The sequence below is a fragment of the Micromonospora sp. NPDC050980 genome (assembly GCF_040653835.1).
In the GTDB taxonomy this organism is placed as follows: domain Bacteria; phylum Actinomycetota; class Actinomycetes; order Mycobacteriales; family Micromonosporaceae; genus Micromonospora.
Genome location: NZ_JBFAGS010000018.1, coordinates 61,773 through 79,726, shown reverse-complemented (window position 1 = coordinate 79,726; position 17,954 = coordinate 61,773). Strand labels below are relative to the sequence as shown.

Genomic DNA, 17,954 nt, shown 5'->3' with positions numbered 1-17,954 from the left:
CCACGCACAGACAGGAGGTTCGAGTGGCCGAGCTGCTGGAGAACATGGTGCGGGAGCGGGGCGGCGACGCCGCGCTGGTCGACGAGGACGGCACACGCACGTGGGCGGAGCTGGACCGCGGCGTCGACCGGTGGATCGGGGCGCTGCGCGGCGCCGGCCTCACCGTCGGCGACCGGGTGGCGTTCGTGCTCGGCAACCGGCACGAGACCTTCGAGGCGCTGCTCGCGTGCGTGCACGCCGGACTGGTGGCGGTGCCGGTCAACTGGCACCTGACCGCACCGGAGATCGCCCACATCCTGACGGACTCGGGTGCCCGCGCGGTGCTCACCGAGGCCGGCTACGCCGCGAGCGTGCGCGCCGCCGTGGACCGGGTGCCGCAGGCGCCCGAGGTGCTGGTCACCGTGGACGGCGGGGACGGCTTCACCCCGCTCGCCGAGCTGCCCGCCGGCGACGCGGGGCCGGCGGTCTCCGGCGGGGTCCTGCTCTATACCTCGGGCACCAGCGGCCGGCCCAAGGGCGTGGTCAACCCGCTGCTCACCGTCGGCGCGCCGCTCGAGCGGGTGGCCGGCACGACGGCCGCGCTCGGCGGCGGGCTGGGCATCCCGACGAGTGGGCGGGCGCTGCTGGTGGGCCCCTGGTACCACTCGGCCCAACTGTTCTTCGCCCAGTTCCCGCTGCTGCGCGGCTGCACCCTGGTGATGCGCCGGCGGTTCGACCCGGTCGAGACGCTGCGCGTGATCGACGACGAGAAGATCACCATCAGTCACCTGGTGCCGACGCAGTTCATCCGGCTGCTGCGGGTCGACGAGGCCACCCGGGCCGCGTTCTCCGGTGCCAGCCTCGCCCGCATCTGGCACGGCGGCGGTCCGTGTCCGCCGGAGACCAAGCGCGCGATGATCGACTGGTGGGGTCCGGTTTTCGTCGAGTACTACGCCGCCACCGAGGCCGGCATCGTCACCCTCGCCGACTCGCACACCTGGCTGGCCCGCCCCGGCACGGTGGGGCGGGCGGCGCCGCCGACCGAGGTCCTGGTGGTCGACGACGAGGGCCGCCCGGTCCCGACCGGGCAGGAGGGCAGGGTCGCCGTGCGGCGCCCCCCGGGTCGCGGTTTCCACTACCACAACGCCCCCGAGCAGACCGAACAGGCGCACGTCGCCCCGCACACCTTCACCCTCGGCGACCTCGGCCGGCTCGACGACGACGGTTACCTGTACCTCACCGGACGCTCGGCGGAACTGATCGTCTCCGGCGGGGTCAACGTGTATCCGGCCGAGGTGGAGGCCGTGCTGCTGACCCATCCGGCGGTGTCCGACGGGGTGGTCGTCGGGGTGCCGGACGCCGAGTTCGGCGAACAGGTCCGGGCGTTGGTGCAGCTCGACCCGGCCTGGCCGGTCGAGGGCGTCGAGGCGATCCTGGACGCGCACTGCCGCGCCGGGCTGGCCGGGTTCAAGGTGCCGCGCTCCTACGAGCTGGTCGACCGGATCCCCCGGGAACCCACCGGCAAGGTGCCGCGCGCGGCGCTGCGGGACCGCCACCGGCACGCGCCGGCCCCGCCGGGGCTGCTCGCCGACCCGGCGACGTACCTGACCGGCGTGCCGCACGCCGAGTTCGCCCGGCGGCGCCGGGAGGCGCCGGTCGCCTGGGTCGACGAGGTCGCGCTGACCCGTACCGACCAGGACGGTGAGACGACGTCGCGGGGGCGCGGCTTCTGGGCGGTCACCCGCTACGCCGCCGTGTCGGCGGTCTCGCGTGACCCGGCGCTGTTCTCCTCGGCCGCCGGCGGCGCGTTCCTCGCCGACCCGCGTACGCCGCAGGATCTGGACCGCAACCGGCAGCTTCTGATCAACATGGACGCCCCGGAGCACGCCTGGGTGCGGCGCCTGGTGGCCGGCGCGTTCACCCCCCGCGCCGTGGGACGCCTGCATGAGCTGGTCACCCGGCACGCCGAGGAGGTGGTCGGCCGGGCGGTGGCCGCCGGTGACGTCGACGTGGTGGCCGATTTGGCGGCCGAGCTGCCGCTGCTGGTCCTCACCGACCTGCTGGGCATGCCGGCCACCGACCGCAAGCTGCTGTTCGAGTGGAGCAACAACCTGGTCGGTTTCGACGACCCGGAGCACGGCGGCGGCAGCGTGCCGCGTTACCGGGACACCTTCGCGGCGGCCTTCGCGTACGTCCGGCAGCTCGCCGCCCAGCGGCGGGCCCGGCCCACCGAGGACCTGATGAGCCTGCTCGTGCACGCCGAGTCCGACGGCCGGGGGCTGACCGACGCGCAGTTGTGCCAGCTGTGGCTGCTGCTGGTCATCGCCGGCAACGAGACCACCCGGCACCTGATCTCGGGCGGGGTGCAGGCGCTGCTGGCGCACCCCGCGCAACGGGACCGGCTGATCGCCGAGGCGGACCTGACCGGGCCGGCGGTGGAGGAGCTGCTGCGCTGGGTCACCCCGATCATGCAGTTCCGCCGCACCGCCACCCGCGACACCGTGCTCGACGGCGCCCGGATCGCCGCCGGCGACAAGGTTGTCGTCTTCTACAGCTCGGCCAACCGGGACCCGGAGGCGTTCGCCGAGGCGGACCGGCTGGACCTGGGCCGCGACCCCAACCCGCATCTGGCGTTCGGCATCGGACCGCACTTCTGTCTCGGCGCGCACCTGGCCCGGCTGGAGATGGCGGCCTTCCTCACCGCGATCCGCCCGCACCTGGCCGGCCTGCGGCTGACCGGACCGGTGCGCCGGATGCGGACCAACTTCATGAACGCGATCACCGCCATGCCCGCGCGCTTCGACACCGCGCCGAGGGGGGAGTGACCCGATGCCACTGGAACTGCACTGGTTCCTGCCCTCGCACGGCGACGGCCGGGACCTGGCCGAGCCGCCGCGCAACGGCGCCCGCCCGGCGCGGATCACCCGCCGCCGCCCGGACGTCGGTTATCTCGCCCAGGTGGCCCAGGCCGCCGACCGGCTCGGCTTCGCCAGTGTGCTCACCCCGGCGGGGTTGTTCTGCGAGGACCCGTGGATCATGGCGTCCGCGCTGGCCGCGCAGACCGAACGGCTCAAGTTCATGATCGCGCTGCGGCCGGGGCTCGTCTCACCCACGCTCGTCGCCCAGATGGCCGCGACCCTGGACCGGGTCACCGGCGGCCGGGTCCTGCTCAACATCGTCGCCGGCAGCGACCCGGACGAACAGCACCGCTACGGCGACTGGCTGGATCACGACGCCCGCTACGCCCGGGCCGAGGAGTTCCTGGCGATCGTGAACCGGCTCTGGTCGGGTCAGCCGGTGGACCACACCGGCGAGCACTACCGGGTACGCGGCGCGCTGCTGGCCCGGCCACCGGAGACCGCACCGTCGGTGTTCCTCGGTGGTTCGTCGCCCGCCGCCCAGCAGGCCGCCGCCCGCCACGCGGACGTCTACCTCGCCTGGGGTGAGACCCCCGCCCTCCTCGGCGACCTGCTGAAACGGGCCCGCGACCGGGCGGCGGAGGCGGGCCGGACGCTGCGCACCGGCAGCCGGCTGCACGTGATCAGCCGGGACACCGCGCGGGATGCCTGGGCCGAGGCGGAGCGGCTGCTCGCGGGCGTCGACCAGGCGCGCATCGACGCGGCGCTCAAACGGTTCTCCCGTACCGAGTCGGAAGGGCAGCGCCGGGCGGCGGCACTGCATGCCGGCGGCAACGCCCGGATGGAGGTCCATCCGAACGTGTGGGCCGGTTACTCGCTGGTCCGCCCGGGGGCCGGCGCGGCGCTGGTGGGCAGCCACGAGGAGGTCGCCGAACGGATCGCCGAGTACCACGCCGCGGGCGTCGACCACCTGATCCTCTCCGGGCAGCCGCACCTGGAGGAGGCGTACTGGGTCGGTGAGGGGGTGCTGCCGTTGCTCCGGCACGACGGCCTGCTCGCCGCGGACGCCGGCCGGGCGCCCGAGCTGGCGGCGCGGTGATGTCGGCGTCCGCGCGGCACCTGCCGATGACCGTGGTGATCGGCAATCCGAAGCCGCACTCCCGCACCCGGGCCGTTGCCCTGAGCGCCGCGGTGGCGCTGCACCAGCGGCTGGCCGCCGGCCCCACGCCGGTCGGCCGGCCGGGCGTGATCGACCTGTCCGAGCTGACCGCGGAGCTGGTCGGTCAGGGCAGCCGACCGGAGGTGCTGGACGAGGCGTTGGAGTCGGTCCGCCGCCCAGGGCTGCTGCTGGTGGCCAGCCCCACCTTCAAGGCGGCGTACAGCGGTCTGTTGAAGCTCTTCGTGGACGTGCTGCCCCGCGGCGCGCTGACCGGCGTGGTGGCGGTGCCGCTGATGACCGCGGCCCGGGCCGGTCACCGCCGCGTCGTCGACACCCACCTGGGCGCGCTGCTGGCCGAGGTGGGCGCCTGCGTGCCGGCGCCCGGGCTGTGCGTGCTCGAACGCGAACTCGACACGGCCGAGGTGGGTATCGGGCGGTGGCTGGACGAGGCGGCACCGGCGGTCGTCGAGGCGTTGGTTGGCGCGGGCTGAGCGGAGCCGCGGGCGGTCAGCCCGCGCTCACCTCGGAGCCGTGCCGGCGGCGCAGCCGGCTGATCCAGCCCTGCGCCGTGTGCACCGGCACGTCGAAGTGCTCGGCCACCCGGCTGATGGTGCCGACCTGCTCGTAGACCGCCTCCAGGTCGGCCGGGTCGGGCGCCCGGCGGTAGGCCCGCCCGCTCTTGAGCCGGCTGACCCGCTCCGGCTCGGTCGCCCGGCGGGCCGGACGCGGCGGGCCGGGGATGGCCGGGGGGGTGACGGCGCTGGTGACGGCGGTGGCCGTGGGGACCGGTCCGACACCCGGCTCGGGGCGGTCGCCGGCACCGGTGCTCCGGGCGCGCTCGCGGTCCTGCGGGGGGACGAAGGCGCGCAGCAGGGCGTCGAAGTCGACGTACGGCAGCTCGCCGGTCAGCCCGGCGCTCTGCGGAGCGCGGACGGTGAGTTCCCGGACGACCGGGTGTCCGTCGCCGGTGTCCAGCCGGACGACGGTCTGGGCCACCGGGCCGCTGATCTGCTCGCCGTCGTCCTCCACCGGGACGATGGTGATGATGTATTGGCTCACGGCGATGCCTTCCTGCGCATGTCCGTCCGGTGGGGCAGCGAGGCCGTCCGATCTGCTGGAACGGGTGCCGGATGGTGGGAGACAAGATATCGGATCTCAGTATGACAGGAACCTAGATGTCCGACACCACCATGCGGTCCCCTATCCTTCATCTCTCTTCCGCCCGCCCGCGCGGAACGGGCAGCTAGCCGGGCCCCCGGTAGTTGACCGCGCCACTGGCCAACAGTGCCGCCAACGCCGCCCGGGAGGAAACTCCGGTCTTGCGAAAGATCCGGGTCAGGTGGGCCTCCACCGTCTTCACCGTCACGTACACCTGCTCCGCGGCCTCCGCGTTGCTCGCCCCCGCCGCGACCAGCCGGGCGATGTCCCACTCCCGCCGGGTCAGCGTCAGCTCGCCGCGGGACGCGCCGTCGGGGCTGCGGCCCGCGGCACCGGCCGCCCGGCTCTGCACGCCGGCCACCGTGCGCCGCAGCGGCGGCGAGCCGACCAGATCGGCGATCCGGCGGGCCTCGGCCAGCTCCACCTCGGCGGCCGTCCACTCCCGCACGTCGCACAACGCCCGGGCCCGGACCAGTCGGGCCGACGCCTCGTCCAACCGCCAGCCGATGTCCGCGAAGCTGTCAGCGGCGGCGCCGGCCAGCTCCGCCGCGCCACGTGGATCGGTGTCGAGGGTCAGCCGCGCCCGGCTGATGCGCACCATGGCGCTCTGCCCGCGCAGCCGCAGCCGCTGCGCGTGCCGCCCGGCCACCGCCAGCCAGCGCAGCGCCTCGTCCCGCCGGCCGGCACGGTGGGTCATCTCGGCCAGGGACGAGGCCCAGCAGGCCCGGCCGGACACCTCCACCTGATCGAGTTCCCCGCCGCCGCAGGCACGCAACAACGCCGACGCCGCACCGACGCGGTCGCCGGCCAGGAACCGCAGCCGCACCGCCACCCGCTGGCTCACGCCGTCGTACCAGTTGGGCCGCCGGGTGGCGGCATCCAGGACGGCGGTCTCGGCGAGCTGGCGGGCCGCCGCGGGGCCGCGCCGCCACGCGAGCGCGATGGCGCGGTACGCCCGAGCCAGCCCGACCATCGGTTCGACCCCCATTGCGACGGCCACCTCCTCGGCGTCCTCGCCCTCGCTGAGGGCCCGGTCGAGGCTGCCCAGCCGGCACGTCACCGCGCACCGGCCGATCAACAGCCACGGGGTCAGCGCGACCAGGCCGGCGCGGCAACAGATGTCCAATGCCCGGTCGAGGTGGTGCAACGCCGACCGGTCCCGCTCCAGCAGGTGCTCGGCCCAGGCCAGCAGCGCCAGCAGGTCGGGGTGCCGGGCCAGTTCGTCGTCGGCGAGCGCGTCCACCTCGGACGACACGCGACCCAGCGCCTCCTCGGCCGGGAAACCACAGTCGACGTGCGCGGCGACGAAGCAGCGGACCACCGTCGCGGTGGTCCGGCACCCCGGCTCGCCGAGCTGGTCGGCGAGCCGGTCCAGGTCGCGCGCGTGCTGCCCGGCGCCGGCCGCGCCGCAGAGCGCGCCCGCCACGGCCGCCTCCACGGTCATCTCGAAGCGCGCACGCGGCCCGGCCGGGGCGTCGAGCCGCGGCAGCAGCAGGGCGTACGCGTCGAACGGCCGCCCCAGCAGACGCTCGACGCGGGCCCGGGCGACCAGCGCCCGCACCCGCTGGTCCTCGTGCGGCAGTGCCCGGCGACTGAGGTCCTGCAACAGGGTCCGGGCCTGCCGCAGGCGGCCGGCGCCGACCAGGGCGTCGGCGGAGGCGAAGTCCAGGCGGATCCGGCGCGGGTCGACCGGCCCGGCGTCGGGCAGCCGCCAGCGTACCCCGGTCAACCACCGGATGGCGTCCAGCCGCGGGGTCTGCGGGTCCTCCGCCGCCTCGATCAGCGCGTCGGCAGCCGTCGGATCGGCGCACTGCCCGCCGGCCGAGAGGTGCTCGGCGTAGCGGGTCACCGGGTGGCCCAGGTCGCGCAGAAGGTCGGCGGCGACGGCGTGCAGGCGGCGTCGCCGGCCGGGGGAGAGCGAGCGGTACACCACGGCCCGGTCGACCTCGTGCCGGAACCGCAGGGTCGGCGCGAGCGCCGGGTCGGTGCGCAGCAGGTCGGCGGCGACCAGCCCGTCCAGCAGGTCGCTGGTGGCGGCGGGGTCCCGGCAGGCGAGCGCGCCGGCGAGGTTCGGCTCGAACCCCTCCGCGCACACCGAGACGGCCTCCAGCATCTCTCGCTGGTCGGCCTCGAGCGCGTCCACGTCGAGCTGGACCGCGGCGGTGACCTCGAACGGCAGCTCCGCGGGCAGGCCCCGCAGGGCGGCCACCGCGCCGTCGAGCGCCTCGGGACGGTAGGCCAGCACGTAGCGGGGCACGCCGCCGGAGAGGCGGTGCACGCGCTGCCCGGCCCGGCCGTCCGGCACGCCGAGCAGCGCCGCCACGCCGTCCGGGTCCAGCGGCGACAGGGTGAACGTGCGACGGTTCAGCTGGACGACGCCGCCGAGCGCGGCGGTGGCCCAGCCGGGCATCTGGCGCGGCCGGTACGCGACGACCAGCAGCAGCCCGGCCGGCGGGGCCTGCGCGAACCGGGCGAGCAGCGCCGCCACCGCCGGTGGCGCGAGGTGCAGGTCGTCCAGGAGCAGCACCCGGGCGCCCGCGACCGGACCGGGCCGGCGTGCCGCCTGGGTGACCGCGGCGGCCGGGTCGCCCAGCGCGTCGAGCATCCGGTCGCCGTCGCGGCCGGCGGCGGCGAGCACGGGCACGGCCGCCTGCCCGGCCCGAACGGCCAGTTCGCGCAGCAGTCGGGTCTTGCCGCAGCCCGGGTCGCCGGCGAACTCCAGCAACGACGGCTGCCCGGCGCGCGCTGCGCACAACGCCCGGTCGAACAGGTCGAGCGCGCAGTTTCGACCGATCATCGGCTCCAGGGGGCTGCCGGGCGACGCCGGCTCGACGACGGTCACCGACACACCGCGGGCCGGTCCGCGTCGACGCGGTCAGGTCGGGCGACGCCGGGTGGCATGGTCCGGTCCCGCATCAGCCGCCCCCAGGTTCGCCCATTGTGGACCGTGCGGCCGGGCCCGGGCCGCACGGGAACGTCGCCGGCGTCGGGGCGAGCGCCCGGTCCCACTGTACGATCGGCACACCACCGGCACGATCGCGAGACCGGCTCGATCTTGTCGGCTTGGAAGAGGAATCGGCCGTGGTCAACGACCACGTCGGCCGCGGGCCCGCCCGCGGCGCGTCACCCGACCGGCGTTCAGTTCACCTCACTGTCGGGTTTTCCCTACTGTCGCATCGGGTGGTGTCGCCTACCGTCGACTGCGGCGGGTGCGACGCCTACGTTGGGGGAAACCGTTCATGACGACGCGTGATCGATCCTGTCCGGACACTCCACCGGAGATCGGGGCCGAGGGGGGCACGCCCGGTCGCTGGCAGGTGTTCCGATGCCTGCTGCCGCCGCGCGCCGCGGTGGCTGACGCGTTCGTGACGCGGGGGATCGGCCCGCTGCTGCGCGAGTTGCAGAGCGTCGGGGAGCTGTCCGGCTGGTCGTTCACCCGCCAGTCGCCGCGGGTGGTCGACATCCACCTGCTCGGTGGCGCGCCGGGGCTGCTGGCGGCACGGCTGGCCGGCCTCTGCGCGGCGGTCGGCGCGCACGGCCCGACGCGCCTGCCACAGCTCGCCGGGCCGCCGACGCCGGATCTGCGGCTGGTCGACGTGGCGGTGGGGCTGATCGGGATGACGCCGAGCCGGCCGGCCCGCCTCGGCGCCGCCGTGGACCTGACCATGGTGGCGGCCGTGCGCACCTGTCCCGCGCTGCGGGTCGACGACGCACCTGTGGTGGCCGGCGCCCGGGAGGCCGCGGTGGTGCCGCCGGCGAGGTGGCGGCGGATCACCGCCGCGCTGGCCACCGAGCAGCACCCGCTGACCTGCTGGTCCCGGCTGCTGGAGACGCACCGGCACGCGTCCGGCGACGACGGCGCCGCGGCGTTCGGCATGGTGCACCTGCTGCACAACCAGCTCGGGCTCACCGAACGCGACGAGCAGCGGGTGCACGCCGGGTTGATCCGGTCGATGTCCCGGCGCTCCGGTGGCCCGCGCCGCGCGTCGCGTTGGCACCAGGGCGTCGTACCTCCGGGAACCGTCGGCCGGCGCGGCTGATCGCCGCCGGGCGGGCTCAGCGGCGGGCGGGCCGGCGCTCGGGGCGGGGGCGTCCGCGCTCCGGGTCGACGCCGACCTGCACGGCGAAGGCCGGGTCGACGGCGAGCAACGGCCGGGGCCCGAACAGCGCCATGGCGGTCAGCAGCGCGTCGGTGTCGCGGCCCTGCCAGCGCGGGCGGCGCTCGGGATCCAGGTCGGCGTGTTCGTGACGCAGCCGGCGCAGCAGCCGGCGGGCGGCGGCGCCGGTCTCGGGCACCTCGGTCAGCCACCAGCCGCCCAGCGCGGTGGCCAGGCAGCAGAGCAGCAGCCCGGCCACGGAGGCGGGCCCGCCGGCGGCGCGCCCCTCGACCGCGCTGTCCACCAGCCGGGCCACGCCGACGGCGGCGACCGCGAACAGGGGCAGGGTGCCGAGGGCGACCCGCCGCCGTTGCGCGGTGGTGAGCAGCCAGCCGTCGCGGGCCAGCCGGCCGACGCCACGGCGCAACGCCCGAGCGACGTCGGGGTCGGCGAGCACCGCGGCCCAGGTCTGCGGGCGGCGCAGCGCGGTGTGCAGGGCGCGCACCAGCGCGGGGGACCGGGCCGGCGGCGGGCCCTCGGCCCGCAGGGTGGTCAGTTCGCCGACGGTCACCCCGCCGGCGCGGCGCAGCGCGGCCACCCCGACCTGGCAGGCCAGCAGTGCCCGGTCGGTGAGGTAGGCCAGCTCGACCAGGTCGGGCGGGGCGCCGCGGGCCCGGTGCCCGGTCAGCTCCCGCACCGCCACCGCGACCGCGACGGCCACGGTCACCGCGCCCAGGTAGTCGAGGAGGAAGAGCGGTCCGCTGACACCCCAGAGCATGGCGACAAGTATGGCCGGCCGTGCGGCCGTGGCGCCCTATCGGCGGCGGCTCGGCCGCACGGTGGTCGACGCCGTCATGCGCCGCTTCCGGTGACGCGCGGCGGTGCGCGAGGATGGCCGGATGAGCGCCGAACCGATCGAGCTGGCCGCCGCCCTGGCCCGCTTCGACCAACTGTGGAGTCCACGGATAGTCACCACGGTCAACGACTACGACGTGCGGATCGCGAAGGTGGCCGGCGAGCACGTCTGGCACAGCCACGACCACACCGACGAGTTCTTCCTGGTGCTCGACGGTGAGCTGCGCATCGCGCTGCGCGACGGCGCCGACGGCGGGCAGCGCGAGGTCACGCTGCCGCGCGGCGCGGTGTTCGTGGTGCCGCGCGGGGTGCCGCACCGGCCGTACGCGCCGGACGGCGCGTCGATCCTGATGTTCGAGCCGTCCGGCACGTCAAGTGTCGGCGACCGGCACGACACGGTGCCCGGGCACGTGGACGCCACCACCGGGCACCGCCTTTGAGCCGGCGCGGAAGTGTCGGGGGCCAGGGTTAGGTTCGTCTCGACGACAGCCGCCGAAGGAGTCCCGTCATGAGCACCCTCGCCGACCGCCCGCGCACCGCCCTGATCGTCGTCGACGTGCAGAACGGCGTGGTGCGCGACGCCCACGACCGCGACCGCGTGGTGGCCAACATCGCCGCCCTGGTCGAGCGCGCCCGCGCCGCCGGCGTCCCCGTGGTCTGGGTGCAGCACCACGCCGACGACCTGCCCGTCGGCAGCGCGGCGTGGCAGCTCGTGCCGGAGCTGACGCGCCGCGCCGACGAGCCGCTGGTGCACAAGGCCTACGGCGACTCGTTCGAGGACACCGACCTGGAGCAGGTGCTCGCCGCCGCCCGGGTGGGCCACCTGATCGTGGCCGGCGCGCAGACCGACGCCTGCGTGCGCTCGACGTTGCACGGCGGCTTCACCCGCGGCTACGACACCACGCTTGTCGCCGATGCGCACACCACCGAGGACCTGTCCGCCTACGGGGCGCCGCCGCCGGCGCAGGTCGTCGCGCACACCAACCTCTACTGGCGGTTCCAGAGCGCCCCGGGCCGCACCGCCGGCACCGTCGAGACCGCCGGCGTCGACTTCACCACGGTCGTCGCGGCCTGAGTCGGCGCGCCGGTGACCCGTCCCGGTGGGCAGCCGCCCGTGCGCTCGGCGTGGGTCCGGCGGCGGGGCGGGAGCCGCCCGCGTGTGGGCGGAGCGGCGAGGTGGAAGGCGAAAACGCCTGGCTGCCCCGCCGTGCCGCTGGCAGGCTGCCGGCCATGACCGCACAAGCTCTCGCGGGGGCGCTCGCCGACGAGCGTCGCCGTGTCGTGTTCGCCGCGATCGTGCTCGGCGCCCGGGACGTGTCCGCCGTGGTGGCCCGCACCGGCCTGTCCGCCCGGGACGCCGCGACCGCCGTGCGGCGGCTCACCGACGCGGGTGTGCTGGCCGACGACGGCGCCGGGTTGCGTGTCGACGCCGACCGGCTGCGTGAGTTCGCCCGGGCCGCCGCGTCGGCTCCGGCGTCGGCTCCGGCGGCCGACCCGCGCGAGGCGATCCGGCGCACGTTCCTGCGCGACGGCGCGCTGATCCGGCTGCCGGCGCAGCGTGGCCGGCGGCGGGTGGTGCTGGAGCACATCACCGAGCGCACCTTCGAGCCGGGTGTGCGCTATCCGGAGCGGGCGGTGGACGACGCCCTGCGCCACTGGTGCGCCGGCGGCGAGGCCGACCACGTCACGCTGCGCCGCTATCTGATCGACGACCTGCTGCTCACCCGCGAGCACGGCGTCTACTGGCGGACCGGCCCGTGACCGGCTGGACGACCCACCTCGCCCGGGCCGACGCCCCGGACGCGGCCGTGCTGCTGCGCGAGTACATGTCGGAGATGGTCCGTCGCTGGTACCGCCGCCCGGAGCGGCCCGGCGAGGTCGACGCCGCGCTGGCGGAGTTGCCCAGCGACGATCTGGCCCCGCCGACCGGGCTGCTGGTGCTGGCCCGGCACCATGGCCGGCTCGCCGGCTGCGCCGGGTTGCGGTGGCGCCTGGGCTGGGCGGAGCTGACCCGGGTCTACGTGCGTCCGGCGCGCCGGGGCACCGGCGGCGGGGCCGCCCTGCTCGCCGCCGTCGAGGCGTACGCGGGCGACGTCGGGGCGGACCGGATCCGGCTGGACACCCGCGCCGACCTGGTCGAGGCGCGCGCCCTCTATGCCCGGCACGGCTACCGGGAGATCCCGGCGTTCACCGCCGGCCCGTACGCGCAGCACTGGTTCGAGAAGTCACTGCCGGCGCGAGTTGACGACCCGTCGGCGGCGCGCTAAAACAGAAACCGGAAGTTGAGTCACCCCGACTCAACAAAAGGCCTTGGACCAGGAGAACCGAGGAGGCAGGGGCCATGCTGATGCGTACCGACCCGTTCCGCGAGATCGACCGGATCGCCGAGCAGTTCTTCGGCACCACCGCCCGGCCGGCGGTGATGCACCTGGACGCCTACCGCGACGGCGACCACTTCTACGCCGCGTTCGACCTGCCCGGCGTCGACCCGGACAGCATCGACTGCACGGTCGAGCGCAACGTGCTCACCGTCCGCGCCGAGCGTCGCCGGCCCACCGGCGAGCAGGTCGAGCTGGTCGCCGCCGAGCGGCCGATGGGCACGTTCACCCGGCAGCTCTTTCTCGGCGACACGCTGGACACCGACCGGCTGGAGGCCGGCTACGACAACGGCGTGCTGACCCTGCGCATCCCGATCGCCGAGCGCGCCAAGCCGCGCCGCATCGCGGTGGCCACGACCGCCGAGGCCGACGGCCGCCGGCAGCTCGCCACCGCCTGAGCGCGCCTCACGCCGACGCGGGGGAGGCCGGTGCCCCGGCCGGTCCCGCGTCGGCGTCCCCCGCCGGGTACAGCCGGGTCAGCGCGTGGGCGGTCGCGGTGAACCGCTCGCGCAGCTCCGCCGGTGCCAGCACCTCCACCTCGGCGCCGAGCTTGAGCAGTTCGGTGTGCGCGTGGCGGACCGACTCGATCGGCACGGTCGTCTCCAGCCAGCCGTCCGGGCCGGGTTCGCCGGCCGCCGCCCGCGCCGCCCGGCTCATCTCCGGCGGGAAGACGTACGGCATGAACTCCAGCGCGGCGACGGTGAGCCGGATCCGCGCCTGCCCCCGGTAGACGTCGCGCTCGTAGCGGGCGGTCCACTCCCGCCAGTAGGCGGCCAGGTCGAATCCGTCGGGCCGGTCGAAGCGCTCGTCGGTGACCGCCGCGTCGAGCACCGCGCCGACCCGGTAGGTGCGCACCTCGTCGTCGCACCAGGCCACCAGATACCACCGTCCGGCCTTGAGCACCACGCCCAGCGGGGCGACCAGCCGGGTCACCTCGCGCGGGGCCCGCCAGCGCCGGTAGCGCAACCGCACCAGCCGGTCCTCCCAGACGGCGCCGGCCAGCGTCTCCAGGTGCGGCACGGGCTCGGGGTGGCGGAACCAGCCGGGCGCGTCCAGGTGGAACCGCTGCCGCACCCGGCCGCTGCGGTCGGCGAGTTCCCCGGGCAGCGCGGCGCGCACCTTCAGCTCGGCGGCGGCCACCACGGAGGCCAGGCCCAGCTCGGCGGCCGGCCCGGGCAGCCCGGCGAGGAACAGCGCGTCGGCCTCCGGCCCGGTCAGCCCGGTGAGCCGGGTGCGCCAGCCGGCCAACAGCCGGTAGCCGCCGGCCGGACCCCGGTCGGCGTACACCGGGACGCCGGCGGCGCCGAGCGATTCGACGTCGCGGTAGACGGTCCGCACCGACACCTCCAGGGCGTCGGCGAGTTCCCCGGCGGTCATCCGCCCCCGGGTCTGCAGGAGCAGCAGCAGGGAGACCAGCCGACTGGCGCGCATCAGGTGACGGTAACCCCTGCCGGAAATCCTTCCCGGGCGCGCCTCGTCGCGAAACACGCCACCGGCTGAGAACCTTTCTCACATGCCGCGTCCCGAGGTGCTGCCCCGCGCGCGTCCCGCCCTGCCCGGCGGCCCGGCCGACTTCACCGAGGCGTGGCTGCGCAACCGGCGCCTGTCCGAGCACACCCGCGACGCCTACCGACGTGACGTCACCGGCTGGTTGCGCTGGTGCGCCGAGCACGGCGTGGAGCCGCTGCGGGTCACCTTCCTCGACGTCAACGCGTACGGCCGGGAGTTGGAGTCCACCCCGCGCGGGCGCGACGGGCGTCCGCTCACCCCGGCCACCGTGGCCCGCCGGCTCTCCGCGCTGTCGAGCTGGTACGACTTCCTGGTGAAGCTGGGCGCGGTGCCGGCCAACCCGGTCGCCGCGGCGGACCGGCCCCGGGTCGACCGGGACCACTCCGCGACCGTCGGGCTCAGCCCGGAGGAGGTCGACGCGCTGCTGGCCGCCGCCGAGGCGGACACCGGCCCGACCGCGGCCCGCAACCGGGCCGCGCTGGCGCTCCTGGCCGACCTGGGGCTGCGGGTCGGCGAGCTGGTCTCGCTGAACCTGGCCGACCTGGGCGCGGAGCGCGGTCACCGCAGCGTCCGCTTCGTCGGCAAGGGGGGCAAGGTACGCCGCCGCGCGCTCACCCCCGGCACCGCGTACGCGCTCGACGCCTACCTGGCCGAGCGGGCCGCCGCCCGGGGCGTGACGGTGCCGGAGCTGACCGGCCCGCTGCTGGTCACCGCCACCGGTGGGCGGCTGGACCGGCACGCCGTGTTCCGGCTGGTGCGCCGGCTCGCGCAGAGCGCCGGGATCGCCGCCTGGGCGCGGCTGTCGCCGCACTCGTTGCGGCACGCGTTCGCCACCACGGCCCGCTCCGAGGGGGTGCCGCTGGAGGACGTGCAGGACGCGATGGGTCACGCCGATCCGCGCACCACCCGCCGCTACGACCGGGACCGGCACAACCTGGACCGCGACCCGGCGTACGCGATCTGGGCCGCCCGCGCCCGCCGCCGCGGATAGCGGCAAGAAGGGGCCCCTTCTTAACGCCTGGCGTCGAGAAGGGGCCCCTTCTCACAGGGCTGTGGCGGTGGCGGGCTCACTGCGCGTCGCCGTCGACGACGCCCCGGTCACCGCCGCTCAGGTGACCCGGGCTGCGATGCGGTCCGCGGCCCGCCGTGCTGAGTCAGCCCTCGCGGCGCGGGCACAGGCAGAACGGCTGCCCGATCGGGTCGAGCAGCACGGTCCAGCCCTCGCCGCCGGGCTGGTGCTCCGGCCGGGTCGCGCCGGCGGCCAGCAGGTCCTTCTCCGCCAGCGCCACGTCGTCGACGACCAGATCGAGGTGGTAGCGCTTGGCGCCGCTCTCGTCCGGCCAGGCCGGCGGCGTGTACCCGGGCACCAGGCCGAAGCCGACGGACGTGCCACCCGAGGTGATCATGGCGTACTCGGCCTCGCTGTGGGTGATCTCCCAGCCGAGGGCGTGGGCGTAGAAGGCCGCGTGGGCGGCCGGGTCGGAGCTGTCCAGGTTGACCATCGCGAGGTCGGCGTGTGTCGTCATGCCGGGAAGCCTGCCGCCGGTACCTGCCATCTGCTGTCAGGTACGTCCGGCGGGTCGCACGACCAACCGGTCGTCGGGGCCCCGGCAGGCCAACGCGCCGGCGACCAGGTGGCAGTCGCCGGTGCCGGCGGGAAGCGTGCCGCCCGGGCGCGGGCCGTCGGGCCCGACGTCGACGACCGGGGTGCGGCCGTCGCCGCCCGGGCGCAGCAGCACCTGCCGCGTCGCGTCGGGCCCGCCCGGCACCGGTCGCCAGCCGGCGCCGCCCGGCCACCGCCACAGCTGCGCGCCGGTGCCCGCATCGAGCGCCCGCCGGTCCGCCACCCCTACCAGGCAGAGCACCCGGGGGCAGCCGGGCGCGAGCGTCTCCCCGACCGGCAGCAGCCGCCGCCAGCGCGGGGTCAACGCCGGCAGGTCGTATCCGCTGAGCGCGGTCCCGCCGGGCGCCGGGTGCCGCAGCACCAGGTGGTCGCCGACGACGAGCGGGTTGTCCGGCGCGTACCCGGCCGGCGGCAGGCGGGTCTCGGCGATCGCCGCGCCGTGGCGGGTGTCGTGCACCCGGGCCAGTCCGCTGTCGTGCACCACGACGATCCGGCCGGGCGAGGCCGCCAGCACGGCGGTCGACGGCACCGGCGTCGACCAGCGGTCCGCGCCGGTGGCGAGGTCGACGCCGCGCACCGCGCCCTCGATCCGCTGACCCGGGTCGACGACGCTGCGTACCTCGGTGACCGCCACCGCGGCGGCGCCGGCGGGCTGCACGCGGTCGGGGCGGCGCCAGCGCAGTTGCCCGGTGTCGGCCGCGTACGCCGAGGTGCCGGTCACCCGGCGGGCGGTGTCGCGCGTGACGACCAGCACCAGGTCCCCGACGGACGCGGCGGACCACGCACCGTCGGGTGCCGGGACGCGCCAGGTCGCCCGGCCGGTCGGGGGGTAGCCGGTCAGCGTCGCCGGGTCGGCGACCAGCAGCAGCCCGCCGGCGGCCAGCAGGACGGCCCGGTCCGGCAGCGGCGGCCCGGTGATCGTTCGTGGCGCCGGCGCGGCGGCGGCGCCCAGCAGCAGGCAACCGGCGAGCACCGGCACCAGCCGCCACCGCCGCGGTGACGCGCGTCGCGCCGCCGCCCGGTCCAGCTCGATCGTCGCCGGGGCAAGACGGTCAGGCGTCATCCGGGCTCCTCGCGACTGGTGTCCCGACGGTAGACGATCCGCCGCCGCGGGGGCGACTGCGGCGCAACCGGCTGCGGGTCGGTCGCCGGTTGCCTACCGTCGGTGGTGATGGGCAGGCAGCGGGAATGGCACCGACCGGCCCGGCGTCGCCGGCCGATGCGCGCCGGTGTGCTGATCGCCGTGCTCGGGTCGGGCACCTGCCTGATCGGGGTGGCCGGCCTCGCGGCGTGGAACGCGCAGGTGGTGTTGCAGGCCGGCGGGCCGGTGCGGGAGACCGCCGACGGGTTCTTCCGGGAGGTGGCGGCGGGGGACACCGACCGGGCGTACGAGCGGTTGTGCGCCGAGGCGCGCGGCCGGTGGAGCCGGGCCGGGTTCGGCAGTTGGGTGCGCACGCCGCCGCTGGTCAGCGGCTACGAGATCGTCGACGTGTCGGTGTCGACCCGGGCCGGCCGTCCGCGCGGCACGGTGGTGGTGCGCCTGAACCGCGACGGCGGCGGCAGCGAGGAGCGGGAGCTGTCGGTGGTGTCGGAGAACGGCTCGTGGCGGGTGTGCGGGGATCCGTTCTGAGGCTCAGGCGCGCGGGCCGAGGTCGCCGGAGCGGTAGTGTCGCCGGCACAGCACCTGGTAGCGCACGTCGGCGGTGTCGACGGTGTCGCCGATGACGACCTGCGCGCCCTCGCGGACCACCCGGCCCTGCACCACCCGGGCGTTGAGCAGCCCTTCCCGGCCGCACCAGCAGAGCACCTCGACCTGGATGCGGGCCACCTCGTCGGCCAGTTCGAACAGCCGCTGCGCGGCCGGGAACAGGCAGGAGCGGAAGTCGGTGGCCAGGCCGAAGGCGTAGACGTCGACGTCGAACCGGTCGACCAGCTCGGCCATCTGCTCGACGTGCTCCAGGTCGTAGAAGGACGCCTCGTCGCAGATCAGGTAGTCCACGCGTACCCCCTCGGCCCACGCGGAGCGGACCAGGTCGCGCAGGTCGAGGCCGTCGGTGACCTCGATGGCCTCGTGGGCCAGGCCGATGCGGGTGGTGACCTGCGGGCCCAGCGAGCGGTCGATGCGGGTGGTGACCAGGCCGCGGCGGCCCTGCCGGGCGTGGTTGTAGTTCATCTGCAACGCCATGGTGGACTTGCCGCAGTCCATCGGGCCCCAGAAGAACTTCAGCGCGGCGGCGTGCAGCGGCCGGCCGTCGACGCCCCGGGCGGCGGCGCAGCCGCCGGCGCGGTCGTCGCCGGGCCCCGGCAGGGGGCGGGCCAGGCAGGTCGGGGCGGCAG

At 76.0% G+C, this 17,954-nt stretch carries 18 protein-coding genes; 11 read left to right on the top strand and 7 right to left on the bottom strand.

The window, feature by feature from the left end; all coding sequences use genetic code 11:
- Window positions 1-23 precede the first annotated feature (23 nt).
- The 3 genes from AB0H28_RS23655 to AB0H28_RS23645 are packed head-to-tail and all read left to right on the top strand — an operon-like array spanning window position 24 to window position 4,487.
- Complete coding sequence (locus AB0H28_RS23655; RefSeq protein ID WP_358044018.1) at window positions 24-2,804, top strand: cytochrome P450; 2,781 nt, start codon at window positions 24-26, stop codon at window positions 2,802-2,804.
- A 4-nt stretch (window positions 2,805-2,808) separates the two neighbouring features.
- Window positions 2,809-3,936, top strand: a complete 1,128-nt coding sequence (locus tag AB0H28_RS23650) for an LLM class flavin-dependent oxidoreductase (protein WP_358044015.1) — start codon at window positions 2,809-2,811, stop codon at window positions 3,934-3,936.
- A complete protein-coding gene (locus AB0H28_RS23645) occupies window positions 3,936-4,487 on the top strand; it encodes an NAD(P)H-dependent oxidoreductase (protein ID WP_358044012.1) in 552 nt (183 codons plus the stop codon). The genes AB0H28_RS23650 and AB0H28_RS23645 overlap by 1 nt, the downstream gene beginning before the upstream one ends.
- Before the next feature lie 16 nt (window positions 4,488-4,503).
- On the opposite strand, the gene AB0H28_RS23640 is transcribed toward AB0H28_RS23645, so the two are convergent.
- Window positions 4,504-5,055, bottom strand: a complete 552-nt coding sequence (locus AB0H28_RS23640) for a hypothetical protein (RefSeq protein WP_358044009.1) — start codon at window positions 5,053-5,055, stop codon at window positions 4,504-4,506.
- A 184-nt stretch (window positions 5,056-5,239) separates the two neighbouring features.
- Window positions 5,240-7,996 carry a LuxR C-terminal-related transcriptional regulator gene (locus AB0H28_RS23635; protein WP_358044006.1) on the bottom strand — a complete coding sequence of 919 codons (2,757 nt, stop codon included), beginning with the start codon at window positions 7,994-7,996 and terminating at the stop codon, window positions 5,240-5,242.
- A 397-nt stretch (window positions 7,997-8,393) separates the two neighbouring features.
- Here AB0H28_RS23635 and AB0H28_RS23630 point away from each other — a divergent pair, with 397 nt between their 5' ends.
- Window positions 8,394-9,194, top strand: a complete 801-nt coding sequence (locus tag AB0H28_RS23630) for a hypothetical protein (RefSeq protein ID WP_358044003.1) — start codon at window positions 8,394-8,396, stop codon at window positions 9,192-9,194.
- Window positions 9,195-9,210: 16 nt separating this feature from the next.
- Here AB0H28_RS23630 and AB0H28_RS23625 read toward each other — a convergent pair whose 3' ends face one another.
- Window positions 9,211-10,029: a TIGR04222 domain-containing membrane protein gene (locus tag AB0H28_RS23625; RefSeq protein ID WP_358044000.1), complete on the bottom strand. Its 819-nt coding sequence runs from the start codon at window positions 10,027-10,029 to the stop codon at window positions 9,211-9,213.
- Window positions 10,030-10,150: 121 nt separating this feature from the next.
- Between AB0H28_RS23625 and AB0H28_RS23620 the strand changes: the two genes are divergently transcribed.
- The 5 genes from AB0H28_RS23620 (at window position 10,151) to AB0H28_RS23600 (ending at window position 12,882) form a co-directional block, all read left to right on the top strand.
- Window positions 10,151-10,546 carry a cupin domain-containing protein gene (locus tag AB0H28_RS23620; protein WP_358043997.1) on the top strand — a complete coding sequence of 132 codons (396 nt, stop codon included), beginning with the start codon at window positions 10,151-10,153 and terminating at the stop codon, window positions 10,544-10,546.
- 68 nt (window positions 10,547-10,614) lie between these two features.
- Window positions 10,615-11,181: an isochorismatase family protein gene (locus AB0H28_RS23615; RefSeq protein ID WP_358043994.1), complete on the top strand. Its 567-nt coding sequence runs from the start codon at window positions 10,615-10,617 to the stop codon at window positions 11,179-11,181.
- Between the two features lie 155 nt (window positions 11,182-11,336).
- A complete protein-coding gene (locus AB0H28_RS23610) occupies window positions 11,337-11,867 on the top strand; it encodes a DUF2087 domain-containing protein (protein ID WP_358043991.1) in 531 nt (176 codons plus the stop codon).
- Window positions 11,864-12,373: a GNAT family N-acetyltransferase gene (locus AB0H28_RS23605; RefSeq protein ID WP_358043988.1), complete on the top strand. Its 510-nt coding sequence runs from the start codon at window positions 11,864-11,866 to the stop codon at window positions 12,371-12,373. The genes AB0H28_RS23610 and AB0H28_RS23605 overlap by 4 nt, the downstream gene beginning before the upstream one ends.
- A 74-nt stretch (window positions 12,374-12,447) precedes the next feature.
- The gene (locus AB0H28_RS23600) at window positions 12,448-12,882 is read left to right on the top strand and encodes an Hsp20/alpha crystallin family protein (RefSeq protein WP_358043985.1); all 435 of its coding nucleotides are present in this window, start codon (window positions 12,448-12,450) and stop codon (window positions 12,880-12,882) included.
- Between the two features lie 7 nt (window positions 12,883-12,889).
- Here the strand turns inward: AB0H28_RS23600 and AB0H28_RS23595 are convergent, their stop codons facing one another.
- Window positions 12,890-13,915: a YafY family protein gene (locus tag AB0H28_RS23595; RefSeq protein ID WP_358043982.1), complete on the bottom strand. Its 1,026-nt coding sequence runs from the start codon at window positions 13,913-13,915 to the stop codon at window positions 12,890-12,892.
- A gap of 82 nt (window positions 13,916-13,997) precedes the next feature.
- On the opposite strand from AB0H28_RS23595, the gene AB0H28_RS23590 reads away from it, so the two are divergent.
- A complete protein-coding gene (locus AB0H28_RS23590; RefSeq protein ID WP_358043979.1) occupies window positions 13,998-14,984 on the top strand; it encodes a tyrosine-type recombinase/integrase in 987 nt (328 codons plus the stop codon).
- 163 nt (window positions 14,985-15,147) lie between these two features.
- Here AB0H28_RS23590 and AB0H28_RS23585 read toward each other — a convergent pair whose 3' ends face one another.
- Window positions 15,148-15,519: a VOC family protein gene (locus tag AB0H28_RS23585; RefSeq protein ID WP_358043977.1), complete on the bottom strand. Its 372-nt coding sequence runs from the start codon at window positions 15,517-15,519 to the stop codon at window positions 15,148-15,150.
- Window positions 15,520-15,555: 36 nt separating this feature from the next.
- On the bottom strand, window positions 15,556-16,680 hold the full coding sequence (locus tag AB0H28_RS23580; protein ID WP_358043975.1) for a PQQ-binding-like beta-propeller repeat protein: 1,125 nt from the start codon (window positions 16,678-16,680) through the stop codon (window positions 15,556-15,558).
- Window positions 16,681-16,788: 108 nt separating this feature from the next.
- Between AB0H28_RS23580 and AB0H28_RS23575 the strand changes: the two genes are divergently transcribed.
- The gene (locus AB0H28_RS23575; RefSeq protein WP_358043972.1) at window positions 16,789-17,247 is read left to right on the top strand and encodes a hypothetical protein; all 459 of its coding nucleotides are present in this window, start codon (window positions 16,789-16,791) and stop codon (window positions 17,245-17,247) included.
- Between the two features lie 3 nt (window positions 17,248-17,250).
- On the opposite strand, the gene AB0H28_RS23570 is transcribed toward AB0H28_RS23575, so the two are convergent.
- A complete protein-coding gene (locus AB0H28_RS23570; protein WP_246412247.1) occupies window positions 17,251-17,925 on the bottom strand; it encodes a thymidine kinase in 675 nt (224 codons plus the stop codon).
- Between the last annotated feature and the right edge of the window lie 29 nt (window positions 17,926-17,954).